Source organism: Halomarinibacterium sedimenti, assembly GCF_019312585.1.
In the GTDB taxonomy this organism is placed as follows: domain Bacteria; phylum Bacteroidota; class Bacteroidia; order Flavobacteriales; family Flavobacteriaceae; genus Halomarinibacterium; species Halomarinibacterium sedimenti.
The window spans coordinates 637,520-657,966 of the sequence record NZ_JAHWDP010000001.1 but is presented as its reverse complement, the minus strand read 5'-3'; the positions used below and the strand labels follow the sequence as shown (position 1 = coordinate 657,966).

General features: G+C 36.5%; 16 protein-coding genes. 9 read left to right on the top strand and 7 right to left on the bottom strand.

Features of this window, described 5'->3' with window-relative positions; genetic code table 11:
- Positions 1-26: 26 nt before the first annotated feature.
- Both KXJ69_RS03160 and KXJ69_RS13770 read right to left on the bottom strand, forming a co-directional pair.
- Positions 27-1,943, bottom strand: a complete 1,917-nt coding sequence (locus KXJ69_RS03160; protein ID WP_219051182.1) for a choice-of-anchor B family protein — start codon at positions 1,941-1,943, stop codon at positions 27-29.
- Between the two features lie 41 nt (positions 1,944-1,984).
- Positions 1,985-3,904: a choice-of-anchor B family protein gene (locus tag KXJ69_RS13770; protein WP_219051180.1), complete on the bottom strand. Its 1,920-nt coding sequence runs from the start codon at positions 3,902-3,904 to the stop codon at positions 1,985-1,987.
- 246 nt (positions 3,905-4,150) lie between these two features.
- Between KXJ69_RS13770 and thiL the strand changes: the two genes are divergently transcribed.
- Positions 4,151-5,203 carry a thiamine-phosphate kinase gene (thiL, locus tag KXJ69_RS03150; RefSeq protein ID WP_219051178.1) on the top strand — a complete coding sequence of 351 codons (1,053 nt, stop codon included), beginning with the start codon at positions 4,151-4,153 and terminating at the stop codon, positions 5,201-5,203.
- Here thiL and KXJ69_RS03145 read toward each other — a convergent pair whose 3' ends face one another.
- The 3 genes from KXJ69_RS03145 to KXJ69_RS03135 form a co-directional block, all read right to left on the bottom strand.
- Complete coding sequence (locus tag KXJ69_RS03145) at positions 5,204-5,410, bottom strand: DUF1660 family phage protein (RefSeq protein WP_219051176.1); 207 nt, start codon at positions 5,408-5,410, stop codon at positions 5,204-5,206.
- The gene (locus KXJ69_RS03140; RefSeq protein ID WP_219051174.1) at positions 5,407-5,658 is read right to left on the bottom strand and encodes a DUF1660 family phage protein; all 252 of its coding nucleotides are present in this window, start codon (positions 5,656-5,658) and stop codon (positions 5,407-5,409) included. Before KXJ69_RS03140 ends, KXJ69_RS03145 begins: the two co-directional genes overlap by 4 nt.
- Positions 5,659-5,723: 65 nt before the next feature.
- Entirely contained in the window at positions 5,724-6,494 is a 771-nt protein-coding gene (locus KXJ69_RS03135) for an alpha/beta fold hydrolase (RefSeq protein WP_219051172.1), read from the bottom strand.
- A 30-nt stretch (positions 6,495-6,524) separates the two neighbouring features.
- On the opposite strand from KXJ69_RS03135, the gene brnQ reads away from it, so the two are divergent.
- A complete protein-coding gene (gene brnQ, locus KXJ69_RS03130; RefSeq protein ID WP_219051170.1) occupies positions 6,525-7,817 on the top strand; it encodes a branched-chain amino acid transport system II carrier protein in 1,293 nt (430 codons plus the stop codon).
- 253 nt (positions 7,818-8,070) lie between these two features.
- Positions 8,071-8,367 carry an isoamylase early set domain-containing protein gene (locus KXJ69_RS03125; protein WP_219051168.1) on the top strand — a complete coding sequence of 99 codons (297 nt, stop codon included), beginning with the start codon at positions 8,071-8,073 and terminating at the stop codon, positions 8,365-8,367.
- Positions 8,368-8,417: 50 nt separating this feature from the next.
- On the opposite strand, the gene KXJ69_RS03120 is transcribed toward KXJ69_RS03125, so the two are convergent.
- Together KXJ69_RS03120 and KXJ69_RS03115 are read right to left on the bottom strand one after the other, a co-directional pair.
- Positions 8,418-9,707 (bottom strand): aminopeptidase P family protein, encoded by a 1,290-nt coding sequence (locus KXJ69_RS03120; RefSeq protein ID WP_219051166.1) that lies wholly within the window; start codon positions 9,705-9,707, stop codon positions 8,418-8,420.
- 65 nt (positions 9,708-9,772) lie between these two features.
- Positions 9,773-10,357: a Crp/Fnr family transcriptional regulator gene (locus KXJ69_RS03115; RefSeq protein ID WP_308701023.1), complete on the bottom strand. Its 585-nt coding sequence runs from the start codon at positions 10,355-10,357 to the stop codon at positions 9,773-9,775.
- A gap of 119 nt (positions 10,358-10,476) precedes the next feature.
- Between KXJ69_RS03115 and KXJ69_RS03110 the strand changes: the two genes are divergently transcribed.
- From KXJ69_RS03110 to katG, 6 genes are all read left to right on the top strand, one after another.
- Positions 10,477-13,314, top strand: coding sequence for a WD40/YVTN/BNR-like repeat-containing protein (locus tag KXJ69_RS03110; protein WP_219051162.1), 2,838 nt, complete (start codon positions 10,477-10,479; stop codon positions 13,312-13,314).
- A gap of 112 nt (positions 13,315-13,426) precedes the next feature.
- Positions 13,427-14,092 carry a succinate dehydrogenase cytochrome b subunit gene (locus tag KXJ69_RS03105; protein WP_219051160.1) on the top strand — a complete coding sequence of 222 codons (666 nt, stop codon included), beginning with the start codon at positions 13,427-13,429 and terminating at the stop codon, positions 14,090-14,092.
- 11 nt (positions 14,093-14,103) lie between these two features.
- On the top strand, positions 14,104-16,104 hold the full coding sequence (locus tag KXJ69_RS03100; RefSeq protein WP_219051158.1) for a fumarate reductase/succinate dehydrogenase flavoprotein subunit: 2,001 nt from the start codon (positions 14,104-14,106) through the stop codon (positions 16,102-16,104).
- A 3-nt stretch (positions 16,105-16,107) separates the two neighbouring features.
- Positions 16,108-16,854 carry a succinate dehydrogenase/fumarate reductase iron-sulfur subunit gene (locus KXJ69_RS03095; RefSeq protein ID WP_219051156.1) on the top strand — a complete coding sequence of 249 codons (747 nt, stop codon included), beginning with the start codon at positions 16,108-16,110 and terminating at the stop codon, positions 16,852-16,854.
- Between the two features lie 69 nt (positions 16,855-16,923).
- Positions 16,924-18,060 carry a methionine aminotransferase gene (locus KXJ69_RS03090; RefSeq protein ID WP_219051154.1) on the top strand — a complete coding sequence of 379 codons (1,137 nt, stop codon included), beginning with the start codon at positions 16,924-16,926 and terminating at the stop codon, positions 18,058-18,060.
- Positions 18,061-18,190: 130 nt separating this feature from the next.
- Positions 18,191-20,434, top strand: coding sequence for a catalase/peroxidase HPI (gene katG, locus KXJ69_RS03085; protein WP_219051152.1), 2,244 nt, complete (start codon positions 18,191-18,193; stop codon positions 20,432-20,434).
- The last annotated feature ends 13 nt before the right edge of the window (positions 20,435-20,447 follow it).

Sequence of the window (20,447 nt, the reverse complement as noted above, 5' to 3'; positions counted from 1 at the left end):
TAGTGTACCGCCCTTTTAATATTATTCTATTGTTTGATTATTTTTTTTGATGCTTTTTCGTTAAGATTAATAAAATAGATTCCTTTTGAAAAGGAAGATATGTCAATGGTTGTTTGCAATGAGTCAATATTCTTCAAATTGATGAGTACTTTTCCAGTTATGTCTACCACAGAAATGGACGTAATATTTTGGTTTTTTGAAACAATATTAATTTTATCTGAACTAGGGTTTGGATACAAAATAATTCCTTTTGAAAACGGGGTGTCTTCAATGCCTAATTCTGGAACAACCGTTAATTCAAAAGAACAATTACTAGTATTCCCTTCATCATCTGTAGACTCAAAAGAAATGGTGTGTGTCCCCTCTGGAAGTTCAATTCCAGCAGCTGGAGACTGTGATATTGTGAGTCCTGTACTACAATTATCGGTTGTAGTTACATTTCCGTTTGCCACATAATCGGGCAAAGTAAAGAAGTTTTGACCAGCATCAAAAAGAACTGTTTCGTCGTTATAACAGTCAAATACTGGACCTAAGTTGTCGACTATTGTAACAATAGCTGTACAAGTATCTGTATTTCCTGAAGGATCTGAAACTGTTAGTGTTACAGTTACTGGAGTTCCAATATCTGAGCAATCGAACGTATTAGGGGTTACTGTAAATGATACAAAACCACTATCGTCACTAGAACCTCCGTCTACATCACTTCCAGCAACAACGACTTCTCCGTTTTCATCTAGTGCTGCAGTAAAATCTTGGCAGACTGCTGTTGGGTCTGTAGTGTCTACTCCAGAAGCTTTTACTAAGAAGAACCCACCACTTCTGTCATTAATTGCAATATTACCACTTCCAAAATAAGGATACACGTTCCATACTCCATCATAACCTGAATTATTTCCAGATGGATACGTGTCAAAATAGCCTGATTCTGAAATGGTGTTTGATGCAATTCCCGAAATATCGAGAACTCTTAATCCTGCAGAATAATTAGCCAAATAGTATGAATCTCCTAGCACATAACCATTGTGATCTGTTGCAGCGGTGGTACCAAAAAAGTCAAAATCGTGAACCGGGTTGTCTAAGTCAGTTAAATCGTAAACAATGGTTCTGGTATCAAATCCAAAATCTTGTTCATCTATTTCATCTCCAATTAATATACGTTGTTGATTTTCAGTAAACCACACTTGATGAGAGTAGGAAGGATTTGTGTAAAAAATGGTTGAAATTTCTATTGGGTTAGCTTTATTCGTTACATCAATAATTTTGACAGTTTGTTCCCATCCATTACTACTAATCATAATTTCATGACCAGTATAATCTGTGTCAGGACCATTATAAATTACAACTTGTGCATCATGGATATAACTTGTAGTATAAGCCCCAGCTGTTTGTGGGCTTAGAGGGTTGGATACATCTATAAAAGTAGCTCCAAACGAATCTCCTCCCACCATATAAGCATAGCCAGTGTCTTCATTCATAACCAAGTTGTGAGCTGCACCAACACTGTCATAATGAGCGTCTTCGGTAAATGTTACTGGAGGACTTACAACACTTCTTAGCCTTGTTAAATCGAAGACTTGCATTCCATGGCCACCTGCTTCACTAACAATAAAAGCATAATTGTTATACACTTTTACGTCTCTCCAAGTAGTACTTGTTGTATGAGTTGCGAGTTTTCCTAAATAAACAGGGTTAATGGGGTCTGAAATATCTATAAATGCAGTTCCATCTTCAAGTCCCATTAATACATACTCATCACCATTTAAAGGATCTGTCCACCCCCAGTTATCATTAGCACCAGAAGTAGCAAAAACTCCAAGAGGGATATGGGAGACCAAGTCGTATCCATCACAGGGATATGCTCCAGCCATACCGGCTACACAAGGAGTTTGTGCCAATAATCCGCTTGTTATAAATAAGGTTGTAAGAAATATAAAATTTTTCATTGATGCTTTTTTTGTTGCCTCATTAAAGGCTCCATATTGAATTATTGTTTTATTATTTTTTTTGTCGCTTTTCCATTTAAATTAATAAAATAAATACCTTTTGAAAATGCTGAGATATCAATTGTTGTTTGAGTTACATCAAGATTGTTTATTTCATGTAATCGTTTACCTGTAATATCTATTATTGTAATTGAAGTGATATTTTCAGTTTTAGATGTAATGGTTAATGCTCCCTTAGATGGATTTGGGAAAAGAGATAATCCCTTTGAAAACAAAGAGTCTTCAATCCCTAATTCTGGAACTACAGTTAAATCAAAGGAGCAAGAACTTATATTTCCTTCATCATCCATAGTTTCAAAAGTTATTGTATGTGGCCCTTCGGTAAGTTGTGTGCCAGGGATAGGGTCTTGAGATATTGTAACACTGGCAGTACAATTATCTACTGCTGTAATATCGCCATTGGCAACATAATCTGGTAAAGTATAGAAAGTTTGGCCGGCATCAACTTCTTGAGATTGATTGTCTAGACATTCTAAAAGAGGTCCTAGGTTATCCACAATGGTTACATCTGCTGTACAACTGTCTGAATTTCCAGAAGGGTCTGTAACGGTAAGCGTAACTGTAATTGTAGACCCTATATCAGAACAGTCAAATACATTTGGAGTAACCGTATATGAAATAAATCCACTATCATCTGAAGAGCCTCCATCTATATTACTTCCAGAAACTATAACTTGGCCATTCTGAGCAATTTTAGCGGTATAGTCTTGGCAAACAGCAACGGGATTTGTGTTGTCAATTTCATTCGATTTTACAACAAAAAATCCACGGTTAATATCGCTAATTACAATATTTCCACTGCCAAAATACGGAAACACACTCCATGCACCATCAAAATTTGCGTTGTTATTATTAGGGTACGAATCAAAATATCCTATTTCACTGAAGTTTTGGTTTGCAATATCGCTTATATCGAATACGCGCATTCCAGCTCTATAATTTGCCATAAAATACTTATCTCCAACAACATATCCGTTATGGTCAATGGCTTCAGTCGCTCCGTAATATTCAAAATGAAATTGTGGGTTGTCCAAATCATCAAAATCGAAAATTACAGTTCTTGTATTAAAACCAAAGTCTAGTTCATCTACCTCATCCCCTAAAATAAAATATCTTTGATCTTCGGTAAACCACCCTTGGTGCGTATACCCTACATTGGTGTAGCTTATGCTAGAAATATTTACAGGGTTTGCTTTGTCAGTAACATCTACGATTACAACTTCGGTTTCGTTACTTCCTATTAAAATTTCTCTACCAGTGTAATCTCCATCGGGGCCATTATATGTAACAACTTGTGCATCGTGACTATAATCGTCCATAGAATATCCACCTTCACTTACAGGATTTACTGGGTTTTGTATGTTAATAAACCAAGGTCCTCCGTTAAACGAATTTGTTCCCACGGGATAAGCATAACCAGTGTCTTCATTAATAACAATATTATGAGCACTCCCAAAACCATTAAAATGAGCATCTTCAGTAAATGTAACAGGAGGGCTAGTAACACTTCTTAATCTTGTTAAGTCAAATACTTGCATTCCATGATTATTAGCTTCACTTACAACAAAAGCGTGATTATTGTAAACTTTAATATCTCTCCAAGTGCTGTTACCACTATGAGTAGGTAATTTTCCTAAATATATTGGATTTACAGGATCGGAAATATCAATAAAAGCCGTGCCATTATTTAGCCCCATAATTGCATATTCTTTTCCGTCAAGAGGATCTGTCCAACCCCAAGAATCATTTCCTGAACCAGCATTTAAATCGGTTAAACTTAGACGAGATTGTAAGTCATATCCATCACAAGGATATGTTCCTGCCATTCCTCCTGCACAAGGTGTTTGCGAAATGGAAATAAATGGAATAAGAAGCAATAATGATAGTAAATTTTTCATCATGGGAGTTGGGTTAAATATGGTAAATAAGATATAATAAATAGGTAATGAATTCTTTATCAAGAAATTTTTAGCTTTCAAAGCTAACAAATTAATAGTAATATAATTGTTAAAGTCCTTATTTTGTTGAAAATATTATAGTTTTTTAATGTATTTGGCCTTCATTTTTGAAAGATTTATAATCCTTGCTTCTTTTTAAGGATACTTCGTTTCTGAAATTGTATTTTTGCTCCTTGATATTTTATAAGTATGATAGAAGATAAAAACAAGTCCAATACTAAGATTTCTGAGCTAGGAGAATTTGGATTAATTGACCACTTAACAAGAGGCATTAAATTGAGACATAAATCTTCAGTAAAAGGTATTGGGGATGATGCTGCAGTAATTAGTGGGGATATCGAATTACAGAAGATAATAACTACAGATTTATTAGTTGAAGGTGTTCATTTTGATCTAGGCTATATGCCTTTAAAGCATTTGGGATACAAAGCTGTGATAGTAAATTTAAGTGATGTATATGCTATGAATGCACAGCCTAAACAAATTACTGTTTCTATCGCTGTTTCTAATAGATTTCCTGTTGAAGCTTTGGATGAACTTTACGATGGAATAAAAACGGCTTGTAAAATTTACAATGTAGACCTCGTGGGAGGAGATACTACTTCTTCTACATCGGGCTTAATTATTAGTATTACGGCGATTGGAGAGGCCAAAAAAGAAGATATTGTTTACCGTAGCGGGGCAAAAGAAAATGATTTACTGGTTATTTCTGGAGATATTGGCGGTGCGTATTTGGGGCTTCAAGTTTTGGAACGTGAAAAACAAGTTTTTAAAGCGAATCCCAATTCGCAACCCGATTTAGAACCATATACCTATTTAGTTGAGAGGCAACTAAAACCCCAAGCACGAAAAGATATTGTTTCCCTATTGAAAGAGTTGGAAGTTGTTCCAACATCCATGATTGATATTAGCGATGGGTTGTCTTCTGAAATACTTCACATCTGTAAAGCATCAAAAACAGGTTGTAATATTTACGAAGATAAAATTCCGTTAGACCCACAAGTAATTTCAACCTGTGAAGAGTTTGAGCTAGATAGCACAACCATAGCCATGAGTGGCGGAGAAGATTATGAGTTACTATTTACTATTAAAACAGAAGATTTTCCAAAGATTAAGGCAAATCCAAACTTAACTGTTATTGGGCATATCACTGCCCAAAAAGAAGGAATACATTTAATTACGAGAGCAAATACAAAGATACCGGTAATTGCAAGAGGGTGGAATTCTTTACAAGAAGAATAGTTATACGGCAGCTCTATTTCTGAACTTTCTTTCGAACACTAGATTATTGTCTTCCCAGTATTTAGAAAGTTTTACAATCCTACCATAGCCATCTACAGTAAATTTCTTATCACAACAAGTACATTTGTATTCCTTAATAAGGATATCCTCCTTTTTAATACTTACAAATCGATGTCCTAATAACTTACATAGCATTTTTTTCTTCATGATGCTACAGAATAACGCTTCATTTTCTTTTCAAAAAACAAAGCCAGTGATGAATTAATTTTTTTGTTTTTGGAGGTTAAGATTTCTAAGTTTCCTGAAAAAGTATTAGTTACTTCTTTTCCACAATGAGAACATCTATATTCTTTTATGTGGTTGGTTACCTTTCGGGTAATTAAATAATCATGTCCAAATGTACTGCAAACGATACCAGAAAAGGAAAACGATTTGGTTGGGGAGTTATAGTTCATGGTTTTCAATTTTTGGATGAACTAAATATATAATTTTTTTTAATAAAAATCGATAAAAAGTAAAATTAATCGATAAAAAGCAAAAATTTAACAATTTCCTCTTGATTTTCTAACCAACTCATATGAGTGCTATGAAGAATTTTTATCTCAGAATTCGTATCCTTTGCTATTCTTTTTGAACTTGAAATCGGGACGATGGGATCTTCATTTCCACATACAATCCATTTTGTTCGAGGGAACTTCTTAAGGATTTCTGTTCTATCTTTCCTGTCTCTCAACCCTTTTATATTTGCTGATATACCCTTTGTGGTAAATTGATAGACTTCTTCTTTCAAGATTACAATTTCTTTGGGAAATTGTAATCTTGTTTTTTCAGAAAAAAGATTCGATATAGCCATCCCAATAAAAGTTTTCTTTTGTTTTTTTAGTAACTGAAGGGCCCTATTTCTGTTTTCTATTCGTTCATCGTTATCGGCTTCAGTTGTAGAATTCAATAAAATTAATTTTAAAACTTTTTCTTCAAAAAGTTCTGTAAAAGCCAATGCAACATATCCACCCATGGAGTGCCCTACAAAAATTGCTTTGTCAATTTTTAAAAAATGAAGTAGTTCATTTACAACTTCTGCCATCAATTCCATGGAATGAGTTTCGGAAATAGAATCACTTTTTCCATGTCCAGGAAGGTCAATAAGGATAACCGTGTATTTTTCAGAAAGCGGTTTAATAAAATTCTTCCAAATAGAGGAGCTCTCCAAAAACCCGTGCAATAAGACCATGGCTTGACCTTTGCCGTGAGTTTCATAATAAATAGAGGTATTGTCGTACTGAAAAATCATTTTTCTATCTTCACGGGCAAATATCTGCCAATGAAACACACCAAACAAACCTTTATAGTAGCTTTTGCTTTGTTTTCACTTTTTTTTGGTGCTGGCAACCTCATTTTGCCGCCTTTTTTAGGCTATAATAGTGGGCAGGATTGGTTTTGGGTGTTGCTGGGGTTTTTAGTTTCTGCCGTGGTCATTCCTATTTTGGCCATTTATGGACATGCAAAATTGCAAGGTTCGTTACTTGATTTTGGGAAAAAAGTCTCCTCAAAATTTGCACTACTTTTTGCGATAATTATATACATCATTTCTATTACGTTGCCATCTCCACGAACGGCTTCTGTAACTTATGAAATGGCTATTGCCCCTTATTTTTCCATTTCCTCGATTTGGACTAGTACCCTATATTTTATGCTAGTACTCATTTTTGTTCTAAATAGATCCAAAATTTTAAATATCGTTGGTAAATTTCTTACCCCCCTTATCTTTATCATCTTATTTTTGATAATTGTCATTGGGCTTTCTTCAGAAGTAGAAATGCTTCGCGCTAGCATTTTTGAAAACAATTTTACTTCAGGAATTCTTGAGGGCTATCAAACTTTTGACGCAATTGGTGGTGTTGTTGTGGGTGGCGTCATTGTAATATCATTATCATTTCAAACAAAATTATCGTTTACTGAAAAAAAGAAAATTATTGGTAAAGCTGGTCTTTGGGCTGGGACAGCTTTATTTTTAATGTACGCTGGACTTATTGCTTTAGGAGCGCATTATAGTTTATTGCCAGAAGTAGGTGACAGGGCACAATTTTTAACCTTTGTAAGTGTCCAATCCTTAGGGAATATCGGCACCGCTTTTTTAGCAGTTTTGGTGGCATTAGCATGTTTTACGACTGCCGTTGGAATTGTTACTGGAACAGCCGATTTTGTAAAAGAAATTACAAATCAAGCCCCAAAAGCCTATCAAATTACCGCAATTCTTGGCTGTATTTTAGGTGTTGTTATGGGACAATTACCCGTAAATTATATTATAGCGATTGCCTTCCCAGCACTTATGTTTATTTACCCTATTACAATAGTTTTGATATTGTTAAATGTACTGCCCCAAAACTATACTTCAAAGTTGATTTTTAGAGGGGTTGTTTTAGTGACATTTTTATTTAGTATTCCCGATTTTTTGGGAGTGATTTTACCCGAAGAGAATTGGGGAGTGATTAAAAATTTCATTCCGTTAGCGCATCAAAATATGGGTTGGATTTTACCAGCTATGGTAACTTTTATTTTGCTTAATATTATTCAAAAAAACAACAATTCTGAAACTCTTTTAGAAGAAAATTGACGTTTTCCTTACTTTTTTAACATTTTCTCTAAAAATCGAAAACGATGTCGTCCATTTTTTTCTGAAAAAAGGCTCCTTAAAAAGACACATTTTCTTAGTAAATCATCATTTTATTACTGTTTTTTTTGTGAACTCATTAATAAAGCCTTTGACATATTATCATATTCGTAAAACGCTGATATTTTAGCAGTTAAAGGTTTGTAGAAGAACTTTTGTGTTTTAGATTTGAAGACGAATTTTAAAACTAATAATCATGGCAATTACAAAACAATATTTAAAGAGCAAGCCAGTTTGTAAAGTAACTTTTACGGTTCCTGCAGAGGAAGCTAAAGAAGTAAAAGTTGTAGGATCTTTTAATGGATGGAGCGCAAAGAAAACTCCGCTTAAAAAATTAAAAAACGGAACCTTTAAAGGGACCTTAGATTTAGATAAAGACCAATCGTATGAGTTTCGTTATATCGTTGACGGAACCTATACAAACGATGAGCAAGCAGATGCGTATGCGTGGAATGATTACGCTGGTGCAGAAAACAGTGTGTTGCACGTCTAACTTTTTTTGCCCAAAATCATAAAAAAGCCCCGCATTTTTCGGGGCTTTTTTTAATTCATTAACTCTTCAATTTCATCGGCTTCAATGGGGATGTTTTTCATAAGGTTAAAAGGCTCTCCTTTTGACTGAATGACCACATCGTCTTCCAACCGCACTCCAAATCCTTCCTCAGGGATATAAATGCCTGGCTCTACGGTAAAGACCATATTGGCTTTCATGGGTTCCCATAAAATTCCGTAATCGTGAGTATCTAATCCCATATGATGACTCGTCCCATGCATAAAGTATTTTTTATATGCTGGCCAATCTGGATTTTCATTTTGAACATCGGCCTTATCAATTAATCCTAACCCCAACAATTCTGAAGTCATTAATTTACCCACTTCTACGTGGTATTCTTTCCAAAAATTTCCAGGAACCAGCATCTTGGTGGCTTCAACTTTTACACGGTTTACCGCATTGTACACCTCTTTTTGTCGCTTCGTAAATTTCCCATTAACTGGAATGGTACGGGTCATGTCGCTACTGTAATTGGCATATTCTGCACCCACATCCATTAAGATGAGGTCGCCATCTTTACATGGTTGGTTGTTTTCAATATAATGAAGCACATTAGCATTATTTCCACTGGCAATAATGGGGGTGTAGGAAAATCCTTTGGATCGATTGCGCACAAATTCGTGGATATATTCAGCTTCAATTTCATATTCCCAAACGCCAGGTTTTACAAAATTGAGGACTCTTCTAAAACCTTTTTCGGTAATGTTACAAGCGGTTTGTAATAAATCAATTTCAATAGCATCTTTTATAGAGCGCAGACGTTGTAAAATAGGATTGCTTTTTGCCCAAGAATGCGCTGGAAATTGTTCTTTAGTTTTTTTAATGAAACGATCTTCACGCGTTTCGGTTTCTACACTTTGGCGGTAATGCTCGTTGGTGTTAAAATAAATCGTTTCGGCTTCGGTCATCAATTCGAAAAAGATTTTATCAAATTCACTTAGCCAATACACGGTTTTAATTCCGCTTACTTCAAATGCTCTTTCTTTGGTCAACTTTTCCCCTTCCCACACAGCAATGTGATCATTGGTTTCTCTTAAAAAAAGGACCTCTCTGTGCTTTTCTTCATGAGCTTCCGGAAACAACAAAAGGATGCTTTCCTCTTGGTCAACACCGCTTAAATACAAAATATCACGATGCTGGTTAAAAGGCATGGTGCTATCGGCACTTACAGGATAAATATCGTTACTATTAAAAACAGCAATACTTTTGGGCTTCATTTGTGCCATAAAGTTTTTGCGATTTTTGATGTATAATTTTCGGTCTATAGGAAGGTATTTCATTTGTTCAAAAATTTGATTTCTTCAAAATTACGGAATGCATTGAAGAAAAAAGTAGCCAAATGGCGTTAAATCGTATTTTTTCGAATCCTACTCATATGCCGTGTCGAAATTCCTAAAAAAGACGCTAAATAGCGTAGCGGAACTTGTTGCAATAAATAGGGTTCGTTAAGGAGCATGTTTTGGTAACGCTCTTCTGGAGAAAGGGTAAGCAGGTTGATGCGATAATCGTCGATTAAAAAAATCTGATTTTCAATTAAATGGAAATAAAACTGAAAGAAAGCTTCGTTGTTTTGCAGTAAAAAATTAAACGTATCAATAGTTAAAATCCATAGTGAACAAGGGCTTATGGCTTTGATGTTTTTTCTTGATGGTATTTGGTTTTTAAAGCTTTTTAAGGCCGAAGTGTAGGTGTTTTTTAATGCTAAATAAGTGGTTTTTTCTTCCCCTGAAACTATAATGGAATGCTGTAAAATACCACTTTCCACAAAACAGAAATAGCGACAAATGTTACCTTCCGCTACAAAAAATTCATTTTTTTTTAAATGTAAAACTTCAAAGCAGGATACGATTTCAGGAATTGAGTCTTCAAGATTTTTTGTGTTTAAAATCCTTTTTATACTATGTTCTAAAAGTTCTTTTGAAGGTTTCACAAGCTTATTTGATTGAGCCGAAATTACATAACTAAATTTAGTAAGGGTGTTAAACTTGGACAAATTATTTTGCCGTAAATTAGTTGTTCTGTATTTTTCCATAATTAAACCAACCCAAAATGAAAAATTTTATCACCTTTCTATTTTTAGGAATTTCCATTCATTTTTTTGCACAACAACCTGCAACTTCCGTAAGCGAAGTTGATAAAGCGCTTCAGCAAAAGGAGCAACTCACAAAAAATTCTTTAGTTAAAAATCTGCCTTTTAGAAATATTGGACCGTCAGTAATGAGTGGTCGTGTGGTAGACATTGCAGTGAACCCTGTCAATCCTACCGAATTTTATGTAGGTTATGCCAGTGGGGGCGTTTGGCATACGGTCAATAATGGAACGAGTTTCGAGCCTGTTTTGGATACTAGTCCTACCCAAAATGTAGGGTCGCTAGCTGTAGATTGGAAAAATAGAACGATTTGGGTGGGTACGGGAGAAGTTAATGCATCTCGCTCCAGCTATGCTGGCATTGGACTTTTAAAAAGCACCAACAACGGAAAGACTTGGCAGAATATGGGATTGAAAGATTCGCATCATATTGCCAAGATTTTAATTAACCCAAGTAATCCAGAGGAATTGGTCGTGGGAGTTACTGGGCATTTGTATTCTGAAAATACTGAGCGTGGTGTCTTTAAAACTTTCGATGGTGGAAAAACCTGGAACAAAACCCTTTTTATAAATACCCATACAGGAATTATTGAAATGGATGTACATCCTAATAATTTCAATTTAATGTATGCCTCTTCTTGGGACAAAGACCGAAAAGCTTGGAATTTTAAAGGCAATGGAGAAGGAAGTGCCATTTACAAAAGTGTGGATGCAGGAAATACATGGACCATTGTTTCTAGTGCTGCTAGCGGATTCCCAACAGGGGATGGTGTGGGTAGAATTGGACTAGCTGTTGTTGATGAAAATACGGTGTATGCTATTCACGACAATCAGTTTTTAAGAGATAAAGAAAAGGAAGATAAAGTAGAAGGACTTACCAAAGAGGATTTCAAATCTATGAGTAAAGAGGCTTTCCTGAATTTAGATAATACTAAGCTAGAGAGTTATTTGCGTAACAATGGATTTCAGGATAAATACAAGGCAGACAATGTGAAGCAAATGGTCAGTAGTGGTGGTGTGGTTCCTATGGATTTGGCAAAGTATCTTGAAGATGCGAACACTTTATTATTCGATACGCCTGTTATTGGTGCCGAAGTGTATAAAAGTACCGATGCTGGAAAAACGTGGAATAAAACTCATAAAGGCTATCTCGATGGGATTTATTATTCCTATGGGTATTACTTCGGAAAAATTCATGTAGACCCTAACAATCCCAACGGAATTTACATTTATGGAGTTCCTATTTTAAAATCGAAAGACGGCGGAAAAACTTTTACTTCCATCGATGCCGATAATGTGCATGCCGATCATCACGCCCTTTGGATTAACCCTAAAATGTCAGGTCATTTAATTAATGGGAACGATGGCGGGGTAAATATAAGTTATGATGATGGGAAAAATTGGACAAAATGTAATACGCCAGCAGTGGGACAGTTTTATGCCATAAATGTAGACAATGCTAAACCGTATAATGTGTATGGTGGCTTGCAAGACAATGGGGTTTGGGTTGGCTCAAATGAAACTGAAGAGGATGTATATTGGCATCAATCTGGAAAATATCCGTATGAAATGATTATGGGGGGTGACGGTATGCAAGTAGAAATAGACAATCGTAACAACAACATTGTGTATACGGGTTTTCAGTTTGGAAATTACTATCGATTGCATCGAGATACCAATGAAAATAAATACATACAGCCAAAGCATGAATTAGGTGAAAGTCCGTATCGCTTCAACTGGCAAACTCCTATTTTATTAAGTTCGCATAACCAAGATATATTGTATTTGGGTGGAAATAAATTGATGCGAAGTATGAACAAAGGGGACGATTGGGAGGCTATTTCCTTTGATCTTACCAATGGGGGAAAACCCGGAAATGTTGCCTATGGAACACTTACAAGTATTAGTGAATCTCCATTCCAGTTTGGTTTACTTTATACGGGAAGTGATGATGGATTGGTGTACGTTACACGAAATGCTGGAGGCGATTGGAAAAAGATTTCAAATTCGTTTCCAAAAGATTTATGGGTGAGTCGTGTAGTAGCTTCAAAACATAAAAAGGCAAGAGTGTATGTTACCTTAAACGGGTATCGTTGGGATGATTTTACATCATATGTCTATGTAAGTGAAGATTTTGGAGACACTTGGAATAGCATTAGTAGCAATCTTCCTGCATCTCCTGTAAATGTGATTCGCGAAGATTCAGAAAACATGAATATTTTGTATTTGGGGACCGATAATGGCGCCTATGTTTCTTTTAATAAAGGAGCAAGTTGGGAAGCTTTTTCCGAAGGATTGCCTAATGTAGCTTTTCACGATATAAGAGTGCAACCTGAAGCAAAAGATTTGGTATTAGGTACCCACGGAAGGTCTATTTATATAGCAAATATTAGTTTATTACAACAAGTTTCCGAAGAGACCAAGGATAATTTACTCGTTAATGCTATAGAACCACTTCGTGCTTCACGACGTTGGGGAAGTAGTTTCAGTGAGTGGAGGGATGCCTTTGAACCCTCAATGGATATTCAGTTTTATAGTCCTTCGGAAGGAAAAGCAACGATTACTGTTTTTTCAGAAGACGGAAAAGAATTACAACAATGGAAAGTAGATGCGGTAAAAGGGTTTAATCTTTCAAAATACGATGTTACACTTTCCGAAAAGGGAGTGAAGGCATTTGAAAAAGCTGGGAATAAAATTTCAAAAGCACAAAACGGGAAGTATTATTTAGCCAAAGGAAGTTATACTGTTGAGGTGGCTATTTCTGGAAAAACCGCAAAACAAAAATTAGAAATCAAGTAGGATTTTATTATTGTTTAAAACCGTTCTAAATTCGGCTTAAAAGAAATGTCAAAGTTTGGCAATCATTCTTTTGAGCCGTATTTTTGTAAATGAAATTTTGAAAAGATACACTATGGGATTACTCTCCTCCTCAATTGCCAGAAAAGTGGCTATGGCACTTTCTGGATTATTTTTGGTCTTTTTTCTAGCACAACATTTTGTTATAAATTTTACTTCGGTAATCGCACCAGACACTTTTAATAGTTGGTCCCATTTCATGGGAACCAATGGATTGGTACAGGGGGTTTTACAACCCATTTTAATTTTTGGTGTAATTTTTCATTTTGTGATGGGATTTGTACTTGAAATTAAAAATAGGAATGCCCGAGCCGTAAAATATGCCAGTTATAAAGGAAGTGCTAATGCAAGTTGGGCTTCTAGAAATATGATTATTTCTGGACTCGTGATTCTTGCTTTTTTAGGATTGCATTTTTACGATTTTTGGATTCCTGAAATTGTTCACAAATACATTGAGTCTCACCCAGAAGACCCAACTCGTTATTACGCAGAGACCGTTCATAAATTTGAAAGCCATTCCCGTGTCATTATTTATGTAATTGCTTTTATTCTATTGGCGGTGCATTTATGGCATGGCTTTGCTTCGGCTTTCCAAAGTGTGGGATTCAACAATAAATATTCAAGAGGTTTAAAAGGGTTTACAAAAGCCTTTGCTATTGTAATTCCTGCGGGCTTTATTTTTATAGCTCTTTATCATCATATTAACCATTTAATCCACTAATAGCTACCGATATGTCATTAGAATCACGATTACCCAAAGGACCTTTAGCCCAGAAGTGGACAAAACATAAAAACGACATTAACCTTGTTAACCCTGCCAACAAACGTAACATCGATGTGATTGTTGTAGGAACAGGATTAGCGGGAGGAAGTGCCGCCGCAACCCTTGCAGAATTGGGTTACAATGTAAAAACGTTTTGTTACCAAGATTCTCCACGTCGTGCGCACTCCATTGCAGCACAAGGAGGAATTAACGCAGCAAAAAATTACCAAGGTGATGGGGATTCTACCTATCGTCTTTTTTACGATACTATTAAAGGAGGAGATTATCGCTCTCGCGAAGAAAATGTGTATCGCCTCGCAGAAGTATCTGCAAATATTATAGATCAATGTGTGGCACAAGGCGTTCCGTTTGCCCGTGAATATGGAGGATTACTAGATAACCGTTCGTTTGGAGGGGTACTCGTTTCAAGAACATTTTATGCCAAAGGACAAACAGGTCAGCAGTTATTGTTGGGAGCCTATTCTGCGATGAATCGTCAAATTAACCGTGGAAAGATTAAGCCTTATAATCGTCACGAAATGCTTGATTTGGTGATTGTAGATGGTAAGGCACGTGGAATAATCGCTCGTGATTTAGTTACTGGAGAACTCGAAAGACATTCGGCTCACGCCGTGGTAATTGCCACAGGAGGATACGGAAATGTGTTTTTCTTATCTACCAATGCCATGGGAAGTAACGTAACTGCTTCTTGGAAAATTCATAAAAAAGGAGCCTATTTTGCAAATCCGTGCTATACGCAAATTCACCCTACTTGTATTCCAGTTTCTGGGGATCACCAATCGAAGTTAACGTTGATGTCTGAATCCCTTAGAAACGACGGTAGAATTTGGGTTCCAAAAAAGTTAGAAGATGCGAAAGCGATTCGTGAAGGGAAATTAAAACCTACCGACCTTGCTGAAGAAGACAGAGATTACTATTTAGAAAGACGTTATCCATCTTTCGGAAACTTAGTGCCTCGTGATGTAGCATCTCGTGCTGCAAAAGAGCGTTGCGATGCTGGTTTTGGTGTTAACAAAACTGGAGAGGCGGTGTATTTGGATTTTTCTTCGGCTATTATGCGCTACGGAAAAGAGCAAGCTGTGATGAACCATATTGAAAATCCTTCCGTAGATATCATTCGCGAATTAGGTGAAAAAGTGGTGGAGAATAAGTATGGAAACTTGTTTCAGATGTATGAGAAAATTGTAGATCAAAACCCATATAAAACTCCTATGATGATTTATCCTGCGGTTCATTACACCATGGGAGGCGTTTGGGTAGATTATAATTTAATGACTACTATCCCGGGTTGTTATTCTGCTGGGGAAGCTAACTTTAGTGACCACGGAGCCAACAGGTTGGGAGCAAGTGCCTTAATGCAAGGTTTAGCCGATGGATATTTTGTGCTGCCTTATACTATTGGGGATTATCTTTCAAAAGATATTAGAACAGGAAAAATTTCAACAGACTTACCAGAATTTGATGAGGCAGAAAAGAATGTAAGAACTACGCTCGAAAAGTTGATCAATAATAAGGGTTCTAAAAGTGTGGATCACTTCCATAAACGTTTAGGAAAAATCATGTGGGATAAAGTTGGAATGGCTCGTAACGAAAAAGGACTTAAGGAAGCCATTTCAGAAATTAAAGCCTTACGAGCTGAGTTTTGGAGCGAAGTAAAAGTCCCAGGAACTATGGATGAAATGAATCCTGAACTTGAAAAAGCAATGCGCGTTGCAGATTTCCTTGAATTGGGAGAACTATTCGCAAAAGATGCCTTGCATAGAAACGAATCTTGTGGTGGACACTTTAGAGAAGAATACCAAACCGAAGAAGGAGAAGCACTAAGAGATGACGAAAACTTTATGTACGTTGCTGCTTGGGAGTACAAAGGAGAGCCCAGTGATGCGGTATTGCATAAGGAAAGCTTAGAATACGAAAACATTGAAGTAAAAACCCGTTCATACAAATAGACTATGAAGCTTACATTAAAAATTTGGAGACAAAAAAGTGCCCAAGCGAAAGGGAGTATGCAAACCTACGCTATAGATGGCGTAGATGGTGACATGTCCTTTTTGGAAATGCTGGATGTTTTGAACGAACAACTTATTGATAAAGGTGAAGACCCCGTTGTTTTTGATCACGATTGCCGAGAAGGAATTTGTGGGTCATGTTCGCTTCAAATTAATGGCGAGCCACACGGACCAGATCGACTTGTTACTACCTGTCAATTACATATGCGTAAGTTTATTGACGGAGATACCATTGTGATTGAGCCGTTCCGTGCTAAAGCCTTTCCAGTGATTAAGGATTTAATGGTAGATCGTAGTTCGTTTGATAGAATTCAGCAGGCAGGAGGGTTTATTTCTGTGAATACTTCAGGAAATACTATTGATGCCAATGCCATTCCTATCAACAAACACGACGCAGACGAATCTTTTGAAGCCGCCACTTGTATAGGTTGTGGTGCTTGTGTTGCAGCATGTAAAAATGCAAGTGCTATGCTTTTTACTTCTGCTAAGGTAAGTCAGTTTGCATTGTTACCTCAAGGGCGTGTTGAAGCGACACAACGTGTATTAAATATGGTAGAGCAAATGGACAAAGAAGGCTTCGGAAATTGTACCAATACGGGAGCATGTGAAGTAGAATGCCCAAAAGGAATTTCTTTGGAAAACATTGCTCGTATGAACCGTGAATATTTAACGGCAAGCTTGAAGGGATAAATTACTATTATTAAAAGTATACTTTATAAAATCCTGAGTTTTCCACTCGGGATTTTCTATTTTTATAACATGATATCGAAACTTCCCAACGTCACTACAAGTATTTTTACAGTCATGAGTAAAATGGCTTCGGAATATGGAGCCCTTAATCTTTCCCAGGGGTTTCCCAATTTTGAAAGTGACCCAGTGCTCATCGAAGCTGTTTCAAAGGCAATGAAAGACGGATTTAATCAGTATGCGCCTATGCAAGGAGATTTGGGATTGCGGGAACGAATTTATGAGAAAGTACAAACCCTTTACGGTAAAAAATATAACCCTACTAGTGAAATAACAATTACGGCAGGAGCAACGCAAGCTATTTTTACGGCCATTGCTGCCACCATTCATAAAGGAGATGAGGTAATTATTTTTGCTCCAGCATATGATTGTTATGAACCTGCAATAAAACTTTTTGGTGGAGTTACAAAAGCTATTCAATTAAAACCTCCTTTTTATACACCTAATTGGGGTGAGGTCGCTCAAGCTATTTCCGCAAATACCAAAATGATTATTATTAATAGTCCGCATAATCCAAGCGGCACGGTTTTTTCTGAAAAGGATATGCTTCAATTGCAAATATTGGCAGACAAGCACAATTTATTAGTGTTAAGTGATGAGGTGTACGAGCATATCATTTTTGATACGGAAATTCATCAAAGTGCAGCACGTTTTGAAGCACTTTCGCAACGGACTTTTATCACGGCTTCTTTTGGAAAAACCTTTCATAACACTGGATGGAAAATGGGGTATTGTTTGGCACCAGAGAATTTAATGAAAGAGTTTCAAAAAGTGCATCAATACAATGTGTTCTGTGTAAATCATCCTGTTCAAAAAGGGCTTGCAAACTATTTAGAAAATCCGTCTCGTTTTTTATCTATACCCAATTTTTATGAAGAAAAACGCGATTTTTTTCTAAATTTAATTAAGGATTCAAAATTTCAATTTATGCCTTCGAAGGGGACATACTTTCAGCTATTGGATTATTCAAAAATTACTGATGAAAGCGATATTGCTTTTGCTGAAAAGTTAACCAAAGAATTTAAGTTAGCTTCCATTCCAACTTCAGTTTTTAACAAAAATCAGGCAGATTTTAAACAACTTAGAGTCTGTTTTGCTAAAACTAATGAAACACTCCAGCAGGCAGCCGCAATTTTAAATAATATCTAAAAATTATAGTAACAGACTTGTAATATAAGTTTCTTCAATACTAGGATTAAAACATACAATTAGAATTTCTTTTTAATTGGTTTTAAGAGTGGTAATTTTAGCATAATAAAGCATAAAATAAAATTATAGTATGGATAACAATGGTAATAATAACGGAAAAGTTTGGGATGTAAATGACACTTCGGCAAAATGTCCCTTTCTTAACGGTGAAATGAATCAAACCGCTGGAGGAGGAACATCTAATAGAGAATGGTGGCCTAACCAATTAAAATTAAATATTCTTCGTCAAAATTCATCTTTAACAGACCCGATGGATGAAGGATATGATTATAGAGAAGAATTTCAAAAATTAGATTTAGCGGCTGTTAAAAAAGATTTAAATGATCTAATGACTAACAGTCAAGAGTGGTGGCCGGCAGATTATGGGCATTACGGGCCATTATTTATTCGAATGGCTTGGCATGCAGCAGGGACCTATAGAATTCAAGACGGTAGAGGTGGCGCTGGTTCTGGATCACAACGATTCGCACCCCTAAATAGCTGGCCTGATAACGCAAACCTAGATAAGGCTCGATTATTACTTTGGCCTATTAAAAAGAAATACGGAAAGAAACTTTCTTGGGCAGATTTATTAATTCTAGCTGGAAATTGTGCGCACGAATCTATGGGATTAAAAATGTTTGGATTTGCAGGAGGTCGTGAAGATATTTGGCAACCGGAAGAAGATGTGTATTGGGGATCTGAAGGCGAATGGATGGGAAATAAAGAACGATACTCAGAAAATGGAGAACTTGAAAATCCATTGGGAGCAACCCATATGGGATTAATTTATGTGAATCCAGAAGGACCTAACGGAAATCCGGACCCCATTGCAGCGGCAAAAGACATTCGTGAAACCTTTGGAAGAATGGCGATGAACGATTATGAAACCGTAGCCTTAATAGCTGGAGGGCATACCTTTGGTAAAACACACGGGGCGGCAGATCCTTCAAAATATGTAGCGGCTGAGCCTGCAGGTGCTGGTATTGAAGAGCAAAGTATGGGTTGGAAGAATAGCTATGGAACTGGAAAAGGAGCCGATACAATTACTAGTGGAATTGAAGGTGCTTGGACAGATTCACCCACACAATGGAGTCATAAGTTCTTTGAAAATTTATTTAAATATGACTGGGAATTAACAAAAAGTCCAGCTGGAGCTCACCAATGGAAACCTAAAAATGATGAAGGGGTAGGAACAATTCCAGATGCTCACAACCCAAATGTGAAACACGCTCCCTTTATGTTAACCACAGATCTTTCATTACGATTTGACCCAGCATACGAGAAAATTTCTAGACATTTTTTAGAAAATCCAGATGAATTTGCAGATGCCTATGCTCGCGCTTGGTTTAAACTTACACATCGTGATATGGGACCTATTCAAAGATATTTAGGGCCAGAAGTACCTAATGAAGAATTAATCTGGCAAGACCCAATTCCAGCGGTAGATTATGAACTGGTGAATGACAATGATATTACAGCCTTAAAAAAGAATATTTTAGCCTCAGGACTTTCAGTTTCAGAATTAGTGACAACGGCTTGGGCTTCGGCTTCAACCTTTAGAGGGTCCGATATGCGAGGTGGTGCTAATGGCGCAAGAGTACGTTTAGCACCTCAGAAAAACTGGGAGGTCAACAACCCAGAACAATTGTCTAAAGTCTTAGATACGTTAAGTAGAATTCAGAAAGAATTTAATGAGACTCAATCAGGAAATAAAAAAGTTTCTTTAGCAGACTTAATTGTACTTGGTGGGTGCGCAGCCGTTGAAAAATCGGCAAAGGATGCTGGGTATGATGTAAAAGTACCTTTTACACCCGGGCGTACGGATGCTTCGGAAGCACAAACAGACGCTGAAGCTTTTGACGCACTTGAGCCACTAGGAGATGGTTTTAGAAATTATCTTAAAAAAGGGATGGTTGTATCTGCTGAAGAGTTATTGGTAGATAAAGCGCAGTTACTTACGTTAACAGCTCCTGAAATGACAGTTTTAGTAGGTGGAATGCGAGCTTTGCATGCAAATTATGACCATTCCAACCACGGAATATTTACAGATAAGCCAGGCGTATTAACCAATGATTTCTTTGTAAATCTGTTAGATTTTGATATTACTTGGAAATCGGTTTCTGAAAATGATGATGTATTTGAAGGGAGGGACCGTGCCACTGGAAAGGTAAAATGGACAGGAACAAGAGCCGATTTAATTTTTGGTTCAAATTCAGAATTAAGAGCCCTTGCCGAAGTTTACGCTTGTGAAGATTCCAAAGAGAAATTTGTTAAAGACTTCGTGAAAGCTTGGAATAAAGTGATGATGCTGGATCGTTTCGATTTGGACTAATTATGTAACACTA